Source organism: Leadbetterella byssophila DSM 17132, from assembly GCF_000166395.1.
Lineage (GTDB): Bacteria > Bacteroidota > Bacteroidia > Cytophagales > Spirosomataceae > Leadbetterella > Leadbetterella byssophila.
In genome coordinates this window covers 1,319,510-1,333,792 of sequence record NC_014655.1, presented here as the reverse complement: position 1 = coordinate 1,333,792, position 14,283 = coordinate 1,319,510, and the positions used below count along the sequence as shown (strand labels likewise).

13 protein-coding genes are annotated in these 14,283 nt (G+C 40.0%); 5 read left to right on the top strand and 8 right to left on the bottom strand.

What is annotated here, in order from left to right; genetic code table 11:
- Nucleotides 1-2 precede the first annotated feature (2 nt).
- A complete protein-coding gene (locus tag LBYS_RS06395) occupies nt 3-425 on the bottom strand; it encodes a pyrimidine dimer DNA glycosylase/endonuclease V (RefSeq protein ID WP_013408057.1) in 423 nt (140 codons plus the stop codon).
- 76 nt (nt 426-501) lie between these two features.
- On the opposite strand from LBYS_RS06395, the gene LBYS_RS06390 reads away from it, so the two are divergent.
- Entirely contained in the window at nt 502-1,740 is a 1,239-nt protein-coding gene (locus tag LBYS_RS06390; RefSeq protein WP_013408056.1) for an OmpA family protein, read from the top strand.
- A gap of 127 nt (nt 1,741-1,867) precedes the next feature.
- Here the strand turns inward: LBYS_RS06390 and LBYS_RS06385 are convergent, their stop codons facing one another.
- A complete protein-coding gene (locus LBYS_RS06385) occupies nt 1,868-4,390 on the bottom strand; it encodes a M14 family metallopeptidase (RefSeq protein ID WP_041823464.1) in 2,523 nt (840 codons plus the stop codon).
- Between the two features lie 282 nt (nt 4,391-4,672).
- On the opposite strand from LBYS_RS06385, the gene LBYS_RS06380 reads away from it, so the two are divergent.
- Entirely contained in the window at nt 4,673-6,187 is a 1,515-nt protein-coding gene (locus LBYS_RS06380; protein WP_013408055.1) for a malate:quinone oxidoreductase, read from the top strand.
- Nucleotides 6,188-6,217: 30 nt separating this feature from the next.
- Here the strand turns inward: LBYS_RS06380 and LBYS_RS06375 are convergent, their stop codons facing one another.
- Nucleotides 6,218-6,847, bottom strand: coding sequence for a hypothetical protein (locus LBYS_RS06375; protein WP_013408054.1), 630 nt, complete (start codon nt 6,845-6,847; stop codon nt 6,218-6,220).
- Nucleotides 6,848-6,954: 107 nt separating this feature from the next.
- On the opposite strand from LBYS_RS06375, the gene LBYS_RS06370 reads away from it, so the two are divergent.
- Together LBYS_RS06370 and LBYS_RS06365 are read left to right on the top strand one after the other, a co-directional pair.
- Nucleotides 6,955-7,659 (top strand): PDDEXK family nuclease, encoded by a 705-nt coding sequence (locus tag LBYS_RS06370; protein WP_013408053.1) that lies wholly within the window; start codon nt 6,955-6,957, stop codon nt 7,657-7,659.
- Complete coding sequence (locus tag LBYS_RS06365; protein ID WP_013408052.1) at nt 7,647-8,507, top strand: tRNA (adenosine(37)-N6)-dimethylallyltransferase; 861 nt, start codon at nt 7,647-7,649, stop codon at nt 8,505-8,507. Before LBYS_RS06370 ends, LBYS_RS06365 begins: the two co-directional genes overlap by 13 nt.
- A gap of 14 nt (nt 8,508-8,521) precedes the next feature.
- Here the strand turns inward: LBYS_RS06365 and trxB are convergent, their stop codons facing one another.
- Both trxB and LBYS_RS06355 read right to left on the bottom strand, forming a co-directional pair.
- Complete coding sequence (trxB, locus tag LBYS_RS06360) at nt 8,522-9,448, bottom strand: thioredoxin-disulfide reductase (RefSeq protein WP_013408051.1); 927 nt, start codon at nt 9,446-9,448, stop codon at nt 8,522-8,524.
- 69 nt (nt 9,449-9,517) lie between these two features.
- Entirely contained in the window at nt 9,518-11,386 is a 1,869-nt protein-coding gene (locus LBYS_RS06355; protein WP_013408050.1) for an OmpA family protein, read from the bottom strand.
- A 76-nt stretch (nt 11,387-11,462) separates the two neighbouring features.
- Between LBYS_RS06355 and hemJ the strand changes: the two genes are divergently transcribed.
- Nucleotides 11,463-12,011, top strand: coding sequence for a protoporphyrinogen oxidase HemJ (gene hemJ / locus LBYS_RS06350; protein ID WP_013408049.1), 549 nt, complete (start codon nt 11,463-11,465; stop codon nt 12,009-12,011).
- Here hemJ and LBYS_RS18720 read toward each other — a convergent pair.
- From LBYS_RS18720 to LBYS_RS06335, 3 genes are read right to left on the bottom strand one after another with little or no spacing between them, the layout of a single operon-like run.
- Nucleotides 12,001-13,443, bottom strand: a complete 1,443-nt coding sequence (locus LBYS_RS18720; RefSeq protein ID WP_013408048.1) for a YitT family protein — start codon at nt 13,441-13,443, stop codon at nt 12,001-12,003. The two genes, hemJ and LBYS_RS18720, sit on opposite strands and share 11 nt — an antisense overlap.
- Nucleotides 13,433-14,008: a hypothetical protein gene (locus LBYS_RS06340; RefSeq protein WP_013408047.1), complete on the bottom strand. Its 576-nt coding sequence runs from the start codon at nt 14,006-14,008 to the stop codon at nt 13,433-13,435. Before LBYS_RS06340 ends, LBYS_RS18720 begins: the two co-directional genes overlap by 11 nt.
- A gap of 60 nt (nt 14,009-14,068) precedes the next feature.
- A complete protein-coding gene (locus tag LBYS_RS06335) occupies nt 14,069-14,278 on the bottom strand; it encodes a hypothetical protein (RefSeq protein WP_013408046.1) in 210 nt (69 codons plus the stop codon).
- Nucleotides 14,279-14,283 lie beyond the last annotated feature (5 nt).

Here is a 14,283-nt window from a genome sequence, read left to right as displayed (position 1 = left end):
TTTTAAGCCCTCTCCCAAGGTTCAATTTCCCCGTCTACACGTATAAAAAGAGGGTTTAGACGTGGATTTTGGGCAATTTCAAGATTTTTTATCCAACCCGGAGCTCTTTCTTGTAGCTTTCGTAATAGATGTTCTTTTTCAAATGCAATTTGTCCCGTAGTTACAGGTATTGGAGTGGAGAAAGATAACTTGTTAAATTTGCTCTGATCAAAACGGTATCCTCGGGCATGAGCTTCCTCATAAACCACTTGAAGAAAGGGGTGGATAAATTCAGGACCGTATTTTTTGAATCTATCTAATTGCGGATGATTTTTGTAACCTTTGGTCATACCTTCTAAAACATTCTTGGCCAAAAGTGCCTCCCGCCATAAGGCGAGTAAACCTTTTGTATCTAAATAACATGGATGGAGAGACCAGAGACGCATTAACTTTTTTTAAGATAAAATTAGGTAACAATCTAAATCAGTATAACGTTTAAAATTAGGAATTATAATACGTGATATGAGAGCTATATTTTTAATTCTTTACCTATTTACTTTCCATACCTTTGGACAAGTTACTCCTAATCCAAGTATAGAGAAGAAATCTGCACAGAATGTATTTATAAACAAGATTGAGATTACAGAGGAATACACCGTATTCCACATGCAGTTCTACGATAAATCTGATGAAAAGGAGTTTGATAAATTCATGGATGAGAATCCGGATTTAGCACGTAGATTACATAATATGGGTATGGATAGGGATGAGGCTTTAAAGTTTTTTCGGCAAAGACTTAGAGGGGAACAAACCATCAGTTTCCAACCCGGATCTCAAGTTGTACTTCCCAATGGACAGACTTTTAAGTTTATAAAAGCTTCCAATATTCCAGTTGCACCGGAAAGAAAAGCCGTAGAACCTGGGAAGAAATATTTTTTCAAAGTGTATTTTGAACGTATTCCGGCAGGCTTTGAGAAGATTGATCTCATAGAGTATGAGTATGATAAGGAAGGTACTTATCAATATTGGAACTTTAAGGGTATTAAAATCAATAATCCAAAAGATAGGAAGCCTGCAGTAGATACTCCTGTAGAGGTTTTGAAGCCTGAAGACTTCCGGGTCTACGGAAAAGTGATGGATGCTGTCTCGGGGAAAACATTAAATGCTAAGATTCGAGTGATTTCAGGTACTCAGCGGGATTCCTTACAGACTTCCAGAACAGGTAAGTATGAGTTTTTAGTCAATGATGAAGAACTGGATTTCTCTGTGGAAGCTACTGGATATGAGCCCCTAAAAGAAAAACTGAATATTAAGGTATTCTTGAAGTCCGGCAGTTTTCAAAAGGACTTTTTCTTGGAGCCTTCACAAAGTATAGAAAGGGAACCTCAGGAGGCTGTGGGTGAACAAGTAGAAGAGTCTACCTTCAAATTGGACAAGGTTTATTTTAATGTAGGTCAGGCACAGATCTTACCGGAGTCCTATGAGCAATTGAGTCAACTGGTCCAATACTTAAAAGTTAATCCTACCTATAAAATCCAAATCGAAGGCCATACGGATAATCAGGGGGATGCCAGGGCAAATTTGCAATTGTCGAATGATAGAGCCTATAATGTACGTCAGTACCTTATAGAACAAGGTATAGAAACCTCTAGGATCAAGTTCAAAGGTTATGGAAGTTCTAAACCTGTTTCTCCAAATGACACGGAAGAAAATAGGCGAAAGAATAGGAGAGTAGAATATCAAATCATAAAGGAGGAATAAAGGAGCCGTCTAAAAAGGTAGATGAGTGGTCTGAGAATTGAATATTTAGACACCCTGCCTGAGGGGGGTACGAATAAAGATAACAAAAAACATGAGAGGCTGACCTTTTTGGACAGCCTCTTCTTTCTTATTCTTCACCAAATCTTCCTCCTCCTATGCTCTTTCCGAAGAAGATAGCATTTAGGAACAACTTGTTTGTTCCGTACCAGAAGGCTCTAAAGTTAGGGTTATCTGTAAAGCTGATCACTTGTCCACCGCCCACTCTTTGCGCTACAGCTGCAGGGCTTTTCTTAATGCGCTCCAAGTTCTTAGGATGAACATAACCTGCCATCAAAGGATTTTCTGTAAACATTAATGGAGTATTGAAGGCGTTTTGAGTGTCTTCAAATACCAAGTTGTTCACTTTGAAATAAGGTAGGGTTTCTTGTTTGTATCCATAAGCAAGGGGATGAGAAACGTCCAGTTTTACTTCAAAGATGGTACCAGCAGTAGACATGGCTCCATTAATGTCCGTTTGGTTAGCATAAGGTAACTTTTTACCTTTGGTATCTGCGCCTACGGTAGCCTTAAACGTTGCATTTCCGATCTTGTTTCTGGAAGCCCAAGTAGCACCGTCACCTAGAGCGATTAGGGTACCGCCCGCTTCCACATATTGTTTCAATTTCTCTCCGGATAGCTCATTGTATCTTCCGTGGTTTAGGACGATATGCGAGTATTTACTCAAATTCATACGGTTCACTTGAGAAATATCTGCAAAAGTTAAAGGAAGGTGAACACGAGTGTCTAGTAAGTGCCATACTTCACCTGCATCATTTGCGTCTACACCATCCCCGGTAATCATCAATACAGAAGGAAGTTCCATCTTGCGGAATTTCTCTGAACCCATGTTGATACCTTTATCTGTTAATCCCGAAGGAATAGCGTAGAATATGATTCCATCTCTTTGTGCTAATTTTTCTAACTCAGATTTGATTCCACTACCAATTACCTGGACGGTACCATAAGAGAACTCTTTAGGCGAACCTTGAACATTCATAGTAAATGGAGCGGTAGCGTACTTCAGAGTGTATCCTTTTTTCAAAAGTTCATAACTTGCTCTTGAAGTAAAGTAACTGTCCCACTCAAAAACGTAACCCAGTGTACTTTCTCCAATTACTTGTCCTGCAGGGAACGCCAAATTGCCTATTTTCTCACCTAGAGCAGGTACTGTTTTGGCTTCAGCAAAGGGTACATTCATACAAAGTGGAGTTGTCCAGGCAGAGATATCATAGAAAGCTGAATCCTGGAAGGTGGTTCTTCTTTCAAACATTGAAGTAATCAAGCGATGCTGAGGCTGATTCATAGGCACTACATAAGCATCACCTTTAGTGAAGGATTTACCTCCAATTTGCTCAGAATTTTTCAATGCATACACTTCGATTTGGTTTCTACGAAGCATATTAACCATCTCCCAAGTGCTTACTTTGTCATTACTTCCGCCAAAAACATAGGCTTTAATATCTCCCGAGGGCTTCTCAGAATAGAAGTCTTTCAGGTGATTCAATAGTTCCTCTCTCATGTCCTTAGCTGCTGCCAAGGTAGAAAGCGTGGTTACAAACTGATTTCTTATGGTGAAAGGGAAACTCAATGGTCCATTTACACTCTCTTGAAGGTGACCTCTTGAGCTGGCCTGCTCGAAAAGGATACCTATTGCGCCGTTAACATCGGGAAGGGTAGAGCCCTTACCATAGTAGAAATCGTCATAGTTTTCCTGAGTGTAATACGCAGAACCTATTTTGTCCAAAGCCTTTGCATGATAGGTACCAATCTTTGCTGTTAAAGCAATGTTGCTTTTAGGAGTCATAGGGTGGGTTCTTGCGGGAATACCCGGTTGGAAGAAGAAGGTAGAGTTAGTACCCATTTCATGATGGTCAGTCAATATGTTTGGTCTCCACTCGTAGAATTTAGCCAGTCTTCCACGGCTTTCCGGGTGCTGTTGGTATAACCAGTCTCTATTCAGGTCAAACCAGTAGTGGTTCGTTCTACCGTTAGGCCATGTTTCTTTGAACTCTCTACTGTTAGGGTCAGAAACCAGGGTTTGGCTTCTGTTATGATTTACCCAAGTTGAAAATCTTGTAGCTCCGTCAGGGTTCAGGCAAGGGTCTACTAAAATGATGGTATTAGCAAATAGGGCATCGATTTCGGGACCTTGAGCAGCTGCTAAATGGTAACCTGCCAGTAGGGAAGCGTTGATGGCTGAAGCCTCGTTTCCGTGTACAGAATATCCCATCCACACTACAAGTGGCATATCTTTTAACTTCAGATTCTTTGAAGTTTCCGGATTAACCAGCTTTTGGTGTTCCGCTTTGATTTGATCTAGTTTACCTAGGTTTTCGGGAGAAGTAAAAGTGACCAGTAGAAGTTCTCTATGTTCATAAGTTCTGGCATAGGTTTCAACTTTCATTCTTTTCGAATGCTTTGCTAACTCACGAAAATAGGCATTTACTTCGTAAGGAGAGGCGTGCTGCTCACCTACTTCATAACCTAAAAAAGATTTGGGAGTTGGAATGCTAGGGTCATAGCTTTGTCCTTCCGGTAAATAGTACTTGAGATCCACTTGCGCCATTGAAATAAAGCAAGTGAACATAAAAAATAAGAGAAGTTTCTTCATAGAAGTTCGTTTTCGTTAAAGGGGGGTAAAATACGCAGGGAACTTTAAATAAGCAATGGAGCGTAGACCAGATGGCGAAATGTAGGGGTAAAGGGAAAGATGTGGATTTTTATAAGATTACGGCCTGCAATTATACTGAATGCCAATTCGTTAGTAAAATAGTATTTAACAGGAATAAAGTTGACTTTTCTTTATTGCTTACACTATTATCTTCCAATTATGTTCTTCATTCTCTAGAAGGGTTATTAATTTTACCAGACAATTATATTTTATAGAGATCGAATGGCAGGCTCAAAACAAATCATAGAAGCAGACGTGGTGCTGATCGGTGCCGGAATCATGAGTTCTACACTGGCCTCCATGCTGAAAGAACTTCATCCAGATATTTCCATACATATATTGGAAAGGCTTGATGCTCCTGCTGCGGAAAGTTCAGATGCATGGAATAATGCAGGAACCGGACATAGCGCACTTTGTGAATTGAACTACACACCGGAAAAAGAAGATGGTTCTATAGACGTTAAAAAGGCCATTAAAATTTTTGAACAATTTGAAGTTTCTAAACAATATTGGGCCTATTTGGTTCGCCAGGGTCTGGTAGATAAGCCCGAGGAATTCATACATACCATTCCTCATATGAGCTTTGTATTTGGAGACAAGAATGTGGACTTCTTGAAGAAGCGTTACGAGACTCTGACTAAGGTGCATTTCTTCAAAGGAATGAAGTTTACAGACAATGCCAATGAAATAAAAGAGTGGGCACCACTAATCATGGACGGCAGAGAGGAAGGCGAACCTGTAGCTGCTACACGTGCAGAATGGGGAACGGATGTGAACTTTGGGGCGCTAACTCGTAAAATGTTAAAATACCTGATCTTTGAGAAAGGTGTGGTGATGAAGTTAGCGCATGAAGTTAAGGATCTTAAGCGTACCCAAGATGGAAGATGGAAGGTGGCCGCTAAGAATTTAACTACAAACACTAAGATAGATTTCTACGCCAAATTTGTGTTTATCGGTGCAGGAGGGGGATCTCTTCCGCTGCTAGAGAAATCTGATATTCCAGAAGGTAAAGCATATGGTGGTTTCCCTGTGGGCGGACAATGGTTACGTTGTACCAATAAGGAAGTCATCAAGAGACATGACGCTAAGGTATATGGTAAAGCTGCTGTTGGAGCCCCACCGATGTCAGTACCACACTTAGATACACGTTTTATTGATGGTGAAAGAGCTCTTCTTTTCGGACCATACGCAGGATTTTCTACAAGATTCTTGAAAAACGGTTCGCTCCTTGACCTTCCGGGATCCATTAAAGTACATAATGTACTTCCCATGATTCAGGCAGGTTGGGATAACTTAGACTTAACTAAATATCTGATCAACCAGGTTAGCCAGTCTCAAGATGATAAAGTAGAGGCATTAAGAGAATATTTCCCTACTGCAAATGCGGAAGATTGGGAGTTGGAAATAGCCGGTCAGCGTGTGCAGGTGATTAAAAAGGATGAGAAAGAAGGAGGCGTATTAGAGTTCGGGACTGAGATAGTGAATTCTGCAGATGGTAGTATAGCGGCCTTGTTAGGAGCTTCTCCGGGAGCATCTACTGCTGTAGCTATCATGATAGATTTGATTCATAAATGTTTTCCTGAAAAGGTGGCAACAGAAGAATGGCAAAGTAAGTTGAAAGCCATGATTCCTTCCTTTGGTAAATCCCTATTGAATGATAAAGAACTGTTCAAATCAGAACATGTCTCCTCATCTGAATCTTTGGGAATTGTTTCTGCACCTATAGAAGTGATATAAGTAAAAAGGCAGCTTTAAAGCTGCCTTTTTTTATGGATTTTCCTCTTGCTTTTTAAGGATTTCAATGGTCCTTTCCCTCTCCTCCTTATTTTTCTGATAATTGAGATCATACGAGGTAGGCTGCTTTATTTTCGTCCCGTAGGGGTTGCCTTCTAAGGCCTTTTCCACTTGACGAATAAAAGAGAAAACCATTTCATCTTTCAATCCTTCCTGAAGAGCCAGATTGTAATAGGTTAAAGCTTTTTCCAGATAATCAGCTGCTCCCTCCTGAGTTTTGCTCGCAATAGCTCTTCTCTTCATCTGATTTGCTATTTCCAAGGTAAGAATAGGAAGTAAGCCTCTGTTCGGGTCAGAAGGGTTGATCTGAAGGAGTTCCTTCATATGCGCCTTAGCCGTTTCATATTGCTGGAAGGCTCGGTAATTTTCCGTCTTTCTCCAATGATACATAGCCCTGGAGCTATTTTTGATCTGATTTTCGATGGTATAATCTCCCTCAAATTCAGGACTCTTGGCCAGGTTCCTGTATAGAAAAAAAGCATCCCAGTATCTCCCTGCCATAAAATAGTCATCTGCCTCCAATTTCTTCAGCTTAAAATACTCAGATTGAGCAAAAGAGGGGAGGTAAAACAAGGAAAATATTACTATTAACGCTTTTTTCATAGCATTAAATGGTCTAGTTATTTAAAGTAAAGGAAAGTATTTTAAATGCAAATATTCTTCGAATTTTGAGTTTAAACGTATAGTTTTAGAAAAAATTTCACAAAATCGTGAACACTTTCACGGAATGGATCCAGAGCCTGGGAGTAGAATTCGAAAAAATGCGTGAGGATCTGTGGTATTTTCCAAATAAAAATCTATTACTCCAATTCCCGGGAAATAAAGAAGAAAAGAAGGGCATTAGGATTTGGGAGAAGCAATGGAGGTTTCAGAAAGATATAGTACAGTCCAGGATTAAACTCCGACTAGGACTGCTTCCTACTTTACCAGGCAGAGTTTGCAAAATTCGACGTATAGATAAGCATACGGCAGACCATTTCCTGGATCTTCATCATCTGCAGGGAACTACAACTTCAAAACTGAAATTTGGGCTCTATCTTCCAAAGACCTACTTAAGACTATGGAGAGGGGAGGAGGTAGATGAGGTTTTAGTTGGAGTTATGACCTTTTCGGGTGCCAGAAACTTTAGAGATGGAAGTAAATCCTATGAATTAATCCGCTTTTGTACTCACAAAGATGTTCAGGTTATAGGGGCTTTTACCAAGTTGTTCGCCTATTTTAGGAGAGAAAAGGAGCCGGGAAGTGTTATGACCTATGTGGATTTGGAATGGTGGAACCAAAAGGTCTATCCTCAATTTGAAATAGATTCACAGTTGGATCCTATCCCTTTTGGAATTTCAGATGATGGCAGATGGAACGGTAATGGAAAGGATTACGAAAATAAGGGTAGTTTAAAATTGATATGGAAATCATAGGAATATTAGGGCCTACAGCCTCAGGCAAAACGGATCTTGCCGTTGCACTAGCAAAAGGAATCCAAGCTGAGATCATATCTGCAGATTCTAGGCAAGTTTATAGAGGAATGGATATCGGTACAGGAAAGGATCTAGAGGCATATGAGGGTGTGCCGTATCATTTAATAGATATCATTGAACCTGGTGAAAAGTATAATGTAAGCAGGTTTCAATCTGATTTCTTAAATGTAGTAAAGGAGGATAAAAGATACATTCTTTGTGGAGGTACCGGATTATACATTCAGGCCTTGGTGCAAGGATTTGAAGATACTCAAATTCCTGAAGATTTGAGTTTTCGGGATTCTCTGAAGGACCTGAGTGTGGATGAGCTATCCGAAATGGGTGCACTAGGTTCCACAAAAAAGAGAATGATACGGTACTTGGAAAAAGAGAGGTTCCTAAAAGAAAACCCGGACTATGTTCTTATAGATTATCCATCGTATTCATTTCGCTTATACGGTCTCAATCCTCCTGTAGAGCATAGAAGATCATCTATCAGCGCCCGTTTAAAATATAGATTACAAAAGCAAGACCTTCTAGGGGAAGTAGAATCCTTAGTAGCCCAAGGGGTTGAGCATGAGATGTTGGAATACTATGGGTTAGAATATAAGTATGTCTCATTGTTTCTAAGAGGTTTTCTGAGATACGATGAAATGTATGACCGATTAGAAACGGAGATTCATCGCTTCGCTAAGCGACAAATGACTTTCTTCCGTAGTATGGAAAAGAAAGGAATAGAAATAAATTGGATTCCTTTTGAGTTATCGCTAGAAGAGAAAGTGGAATACATAAAAAAACGTGGCCTGTAATAGCCACGTTTTTCTTAGTGAGCTGCTAAGTATCTTTCAGCGTCTAAGGCTGCCATACAACCTGTACCTGCGGCCGTAATAGCCTGGCGATAGACATTATCTTGAGCATCTCCACATGCAAATACTCCCGGAACATTGGTTTTGGTAGTGCCTTTTTCTACTAAAATATATCCGGTTTCATCTAGTTGAAGATACTGTTGGAAAATCTGTGTGTTAGGTTGGTGACCAATAGCCACGAAGAATCCATCAACAGAGATTTCAAATTCTTCACCTGTCTTATTGTTTTTCAAACGAGCTCCGTTAACGCCCTGATCTCCTAAGATTTCTACCGTTTCGGTATTGAAAAGGATTTCGATATTTGGGGTGTTCTTTACTCTTTCCTGCATGATTTGAGAGGCCCTGAACTCATCTCTTCTCACCAGCATGATCACTTTTTTGCAAAGTTTAGAAAGGTAGTGAGCTTCTTCACAGGCGGTATCACCTGCACCTACTATAGCCACATCTTTTCCTCTATAGAAGAATCCGTCACAAACTGCACAAGCTGATACGCCTAATCCATTTAGTCTGCTTTCAGATTCTAATCCTAACCATTTTGCGGAGGCACCGGTAGCAATGATGACGGTCTTTGCTTCGATCTCTTTGGTTTCGTCAATAATCACTTTATGTGCTAAGGGAGTAGAAAAATCTACTGAAGTAGCTAAGCCGTATCTATTATCTAAACCAAATCGTTCTGCTTGTTTTCTTAAATCCTCCATCATGGCAGGACCTTGGATGCCCTCAGGATAACCAGGGAAGTTTTCTACGTCATTAGTGATGGTTAATTGTCCTCCAGGCTGCATACCTTGGTACATGACGGGCTTCAATCCTGCTCTTGCTGCATAAATGGCAGCCGTATAACCTGCAGGTCCTGATCCTAATATGAGTACATCTACTTTTTCCATTGGATTATTTTGGTCTTTAAAAGAAAAGGATTTTTAAGGGCGCAAAGTTCGTAATTTTCAAAGAAAATCCTATAGAACTTTAAGTTCAATTCTACGGTTTAATTGGCGATTTTTATCAGAGTCATTCTTCACCTTAGGTTGGGATTCTCCGTAACCTTTGGCTACAAGCCTTTGGGTATGAATGCCTTTGCCCTTTAAATACTCTACCACGGCATTTGCCCTTTGAATAGAAAGATTCATATTGGCTTTGTCATTTCCTACATCATCTGTGTGTCCTGAGATCTCAACTTTTAGGTCAGGATTCTCTTTCAATAGAGTCACCACCTTTTTTAGTTCTATTTCTGATTCGGGGCGTATGGCGGCAGATCCGGTATCAAAGAATATGTTGTCTAGTGTTTCCTTATTTTCTTTTTCAATTTTGGTCAAAAGGATATCTAGTTCCTGATCGCTATTTCCTTCTTTGAAATCAAATTTTAGGCTTTTGAAGAAATAACCCGGAGTCTCTATATACATGACATATTCCCCTTCCTCTGGTAGGGTTGACATATAATCTCCTGTAATAGGATCAGAAAGGAATCGGCTTACTCGCTCGCCATTTTTGGTATTTACTAATTCTATGCTAGAATATAAAGGCTTTTTGGTTTGAGAGTCTTTGATAAAACCTTTGATGTAATAAATTCTTTCGAACTGCTCTGAGAGTTCTTCAGGAACTTTGAATTCGTATATATAGGTATTATCTCCTTCCTGTTTGGAATAGAGGGCAGATTTTCCGTCGGCGGAAATAAATAGTCCGGATTCATCTCCCGGAGTGTTTATGGGGTAACCTAGGTTGATGGATTCGCTTTTGAAACCTTCTTGGATGTTGGTCATATAAATATCGTGATTTCCCAGTCCCTCTCTTCCGTTAGAGGAATAGAACAGGGAAGAACCATTGGCATGTACAAAGGGAGATACTTCGTTCTCAGGAGTGTTGATCCCTGGACCAAGGTTAGTGGCTTTGCTCCACTTGCCCTGCTCATCTACAGCGCTCATCCAGATGTCTTTTTTCCCTACGCCAAATGGGCGGTCAGAGGAGAAGAAAAGTCGGGAGCCGTCTGGAGAAAGGGAAGGTTGAGAGTCCCAATAGGGCGAGTTTACATTAGGTCCTAAGTTTTGAGGTTCCGTCCAGGTATCTCCTTCTTTCCTGGTGATGAATAGGTCGCAACTGCCGTAGGAATTCCTTCCTTCACAGGAGGTAAATACCATGATCTTTCCATCAGCGGATATGGTACAGGTGCCTTCATTGTTTGGCGTATTGATGATGGAGCTGATAGGCTTTGGAGTAGTCCATTGTCCATTTTCTTTAAAAGATAGAAAGAGATCTTCGTCCTCATTTGAGGTGATGGCTGTGAAAACTAAGGTATTTCCATCTGCCGTAAGCACAGGGAAATATTGCCTTTCTCTAGCATTGATGACGGAGGGGAGTTTGATAGGTTTTATGTTTAATGGGTTTTCCATGGCCTTGATACCTAAGTCGGCTCGTCTAATCTGACGCTGGATCTGCTCGTAAGCCTTGGTATTCTTTTGGGTATTTCTCAGGGCAATATTCAGGAAGTTCTTTGCATGATGGTATTGACTTTCCTCTAGTGCTCTGCTCCCTAAATACATATAAGCATTCGGGTAGGATGCGGAATTGGTGTCCTTTTTTATGGTACGCAAGTAATATTCTTTAGCCTTGCTTATGTTCCTGAAAGATTCGTGGATTTGACCTAATCTATAAAACGCTAAGGGCTGGGTGGTATCCCGCATGATAAATTTCTCAAAATTGATCTGTGCGTCATTGTATTTTCTCAATTTGAACTCTTTCTCCGCTTGTTCAAAGTAGAATTGGGCTTTCTTGTCTTGTCCGTAAACCTGGCAGCTGATAAGAAGTGTGAGGATACAAAACCACTTTTGCATAGGAATAAAAAAGGTTTTTTCTCAGAAACGTCTCTGTTTCCTTATTATTTTTGGTCATCAAAGATAACAAAAAGGGATGTTAGAATATTACGGCTATTTCAAAGCTTTTCATATCGTGGGATTTGTATCCTGGTTTGCAGGTTTATTCTATTTAGTGAGAATGTTTGTCTATAGAGCTGAAGTGAATGAAAAGCCAGAACACCTGAGAGAAGACTGGAAAAAACAGTTTTCTATTATGGAATGGAGGGTTTACAAAATGATTGCTACTCCCGCTATGGTGATTACCTGGATTTGTGGCTTGAGTATGTTAGCGCTTAATCCCGGCATCTTCCAACAATCATGGATCCATGTGAAATTAACCCTTTTGGTACTTTTGGTGGTTTATCATTTCTCATGCAGAAGGGTTATAATCATGCAGGATAAAGATATTGATACGAGATCCTCTATGTTTTACCGGCTTTTTAATGAGCTTCCCACTTTATTCTTGGTAGCAATAGTATTATTAGCGGTAATGAGAGATCTACTAGACTTTGTGAAGTTGTTCTTTGGTATCCTTATCTTTGGATTCCTCCTGTACACCTTTGTAAAAGCATACAAGAGGAGAAGAGAGAAATCTAATGTTTGACAATCTCTTTCACTATACCGCCTTGAGGCTCGCGCACGGTTTGTGTGAAGATAAATGCTTTAGGGTCTATGGCATAAACCGTGTTTTTTAACCTCCTAACCTCCAATCGGGTCACTACGGTAAATATGATATCTACTTCAGTGCTTTTATCGAAGGAATCTTTCATGAATCCCCTTTCACCTTTATAGATAGTGATACCTCTATCAAGTTCTAAAACCAATGCTTTTTTGATAGCTGCACTTTCTCCGGATACTATGGTAACACCAGTATAAGCTTCTATTCCCTCTATGACATATTTTGTAGTTAAACTGGCTATGATATAAGTAAGGATAGCATACAAGGCGGTTTCCACTTTCATGAAGATAGCAGCTATGACAAAGATGCATATGTTCATGCCTAAGATAAGTTCGGTAATACTGAAACTACTTTTCTTAGTGGTCATTAGAACCAGAACCTCCATACCGTCAAATGTACCGCCACCTCTCATACCTAATCCCACGCCTATACCCATGAAGAAACCTCCAAACATGGCCACTAATAGCTTATCATGAGTAAGCTCAGGGAATTGCATGTACTGCATGGTGATAGCGATAAGAACAATGGTCAGGGTGCTTCTGATGGCAAAATTCCTACCCACTTTATACCAGGAAAGTACGATGAAGGGCAGATTTAGGAGAAGTAAAAGTAAGCCCAGGTCCCAACCGTAGATTTCGTAAAGTAGAATGGAAATCCCTGTAACTCCTCCATCAAGAAAGTGATTTGGAACCAAAAAACTCTTAAGCGCAAAGCTGGCAGAGAGTACACTTAGAATTAAAAATAGAATATCATTTCCTGAGAATAAGGGGCCATGATGCTTTTTAGACATATGTTGTAACGATTTTAAATTCTTCTCCTTTTGTCCTTGGCGTAAATTTCGCGCACTTTTAGTAAAATAGGTATGCTTTTGAAGGAATTCTTCCTGCATTTTTTGCCATTCTTCCGTGGAATGGAGCAAAGATGCCATTTGGAGTTCCAAGTATAATTTATGGGAGATTTCTGCATAGTCTGTTCTACCCAGGTAATCTAAATCTGCATCTGCTAAGATTTTTTCCAATAAAGTCTCCGCTTTTTGAGGGAGTTTTGTGGCTCTAATGGTCCTGCAAATAATTTCTATATCTTCCTGTGTATATCCCCAGGCAGGTAATTCATCTCTTGCTATTTTGCAGGAAATATCCTCATGGTTTTCTCTTTGTATCAGGAATCCACTATCGTGGAATAGGGCTGCTGTTTTGAGTAGAATTAAATCATGAAGCTTCAGTCCTTCCAGTTTTCCTAACCTTTCACTCGCCGTAATGACATCTCTTACATGTTCTACGTCATGATATCTTAAGGATAATGGTAATTCCTTCTTTAATTTATTAAGAAAATAGGTTTCGAGACCCTTATAATCCATCGGATACCAGTTTGAGCAATAGATTGCCTTTAGAAGGTGAAACAATTTGCAAATTGCCGTCTACGAAGTTGATTTTTTTATCAGCAGCCATTTGGATATTATAAGCGGAGTCAATCGCCGTATTTTCCCAATGGGCCGCAGATAAATATAGCTTGTTATCAGAAATGCCTAAAACACTATATCCTCTACCGTTCCCGTCAAAAGGGCCGAAAATCAGGGAAGTAAGTATGATATTTCCTTCTTGAACAAATTCACCTTCTTCTACTACGTCCCATTCATTGAAGGCAAGTTCTTTTTGCAGGGCTCGGGATAGTGGGGAAACATTGGTAGAGGTAACTCCCCTCATTTCCAAAATTGCTTCTATCTCATTCTTTCTAGCTAGAGCAAGTTCTTGAGCCTTAGCTTTTCCGTAAGGTTGGAAATCATTTGAAACCGTCCCGTCTTCATTGTAGATAGTGGTGCTGTCATTGAGTGACTCCAGGTCAAGTTGTGCATCCGAATTTTGGGAATTATTGCATGCCAGTAGCACGAAAGTGGAAAGGATTCCCAATAAGGTCTTCTTCATCTTTTTTGTATTGATTTATTCACCCAAAGGTACATATTGAGCTTCAATACGCAAAAAAGTTTAATCATGTGATTCCGGTGTGCCCCAAAGGATCCAGTGGCTCTGATCTATATATGCCGGATAATTTTCTAGATTATGTGCCAAAAGTTGAAGTTCTTCTGCTCCGAGATTCTGGAAAGCGTGCCTCTCTCCATCTTCATCCATGAGGGTTAAATAGCCGGTTTTTGTGATGAGGTCCCAAGCAAAAGTAAAATTAATTATCTTCTTCATAAAGT

Excerpts from the sequence above, each read along its gene's own strand:
- LBYS_RS06395 (WP_013408057.1), bottom strand. The coding sequence starts at position 425 with ATGCGTCTCTGGTCTCTCCATCCATGTTATTTAGATACAAAAGGTTTA.
- LBYS_RS06390 (WP_013408056.1), top strand. The coding sequence starts at position 502 with ATGAGAGCTATATTTTTAATTCTTTACCTATTTACTTTCCATACCTTT.
- LBYS_RS06385 (WP_041823464.1), bottom strand. The coding sequence starts at position 4,390 with ATGAAGAAACTTCTCTTATTTTTTATGTTCACTTGCTTTATTTCAATG.
- LBYS_RS06380 (WP_013408055.1), top strand. The coding sequence starts at position 4,673 with ATGGCAGGCTCAAAACAAATCATAGAAGCAGACGTGGTGCTGATCGGT.
- LBYS_RS06375 (WP_013408054.1), bottom strand. The coding sequence starts at position 6,847 with ATGAAAAAAGCGTTAATAGTAATATTTTCCTTGTTTTACCTCCCCTCT.
- LBYS_RS06365 (WP_013408052.1), top strand. The coding sequence starts at position 7,647 with ATGGAAATCATAGGAATATTAGGGCCTACAGCCTCAGGCAAAACGGAT.
- trxB (WP_013408051.1), bottom strand. The coding sequence starts at position 9,448 with ATGGAAAAAGTAGATGTACTCATATTAGGATCAGGACCTGCAGGTTAT.
- LBYS_RS06355 (WP_013408050.1), bottom strand. The coding sequence starts at position 11,386 with ATGCAAAAGTGGTTTTGTATCCTCACACTTCTTATCAGCTGCCAGGTT.
- hemJ (WP_013408049.1), top strand. The coding sequence starts at position 11,463 with ATGTTAGAATATTACGGCTATTTCAAAGCTTTTCATATCGTGGGATTT.
- LBYS_RS18720 (WP_013408048.1), bottom strand. The coding sequence starts at position 13,443 with ATGGATTATAAGGGTCTCGAAACCTATTTTCTTAATAAATTAAAGAAG.
- LBYS_RS06340 (WP_013408047.1), bottom strand. The coding sequence starts at position 14,008 with ATGAAGAAGACCTTATTGGGAATCCTTTCCACTTTCGTGCTACTGGCA.
- LBYS_RS06335 (WP_013408046.1), bottom strand. The coding sequence starts at position 14,278 with ATGAAGAAGATAATTAATTTTACTTTTGCTTGGGACCTCATCACAAAA.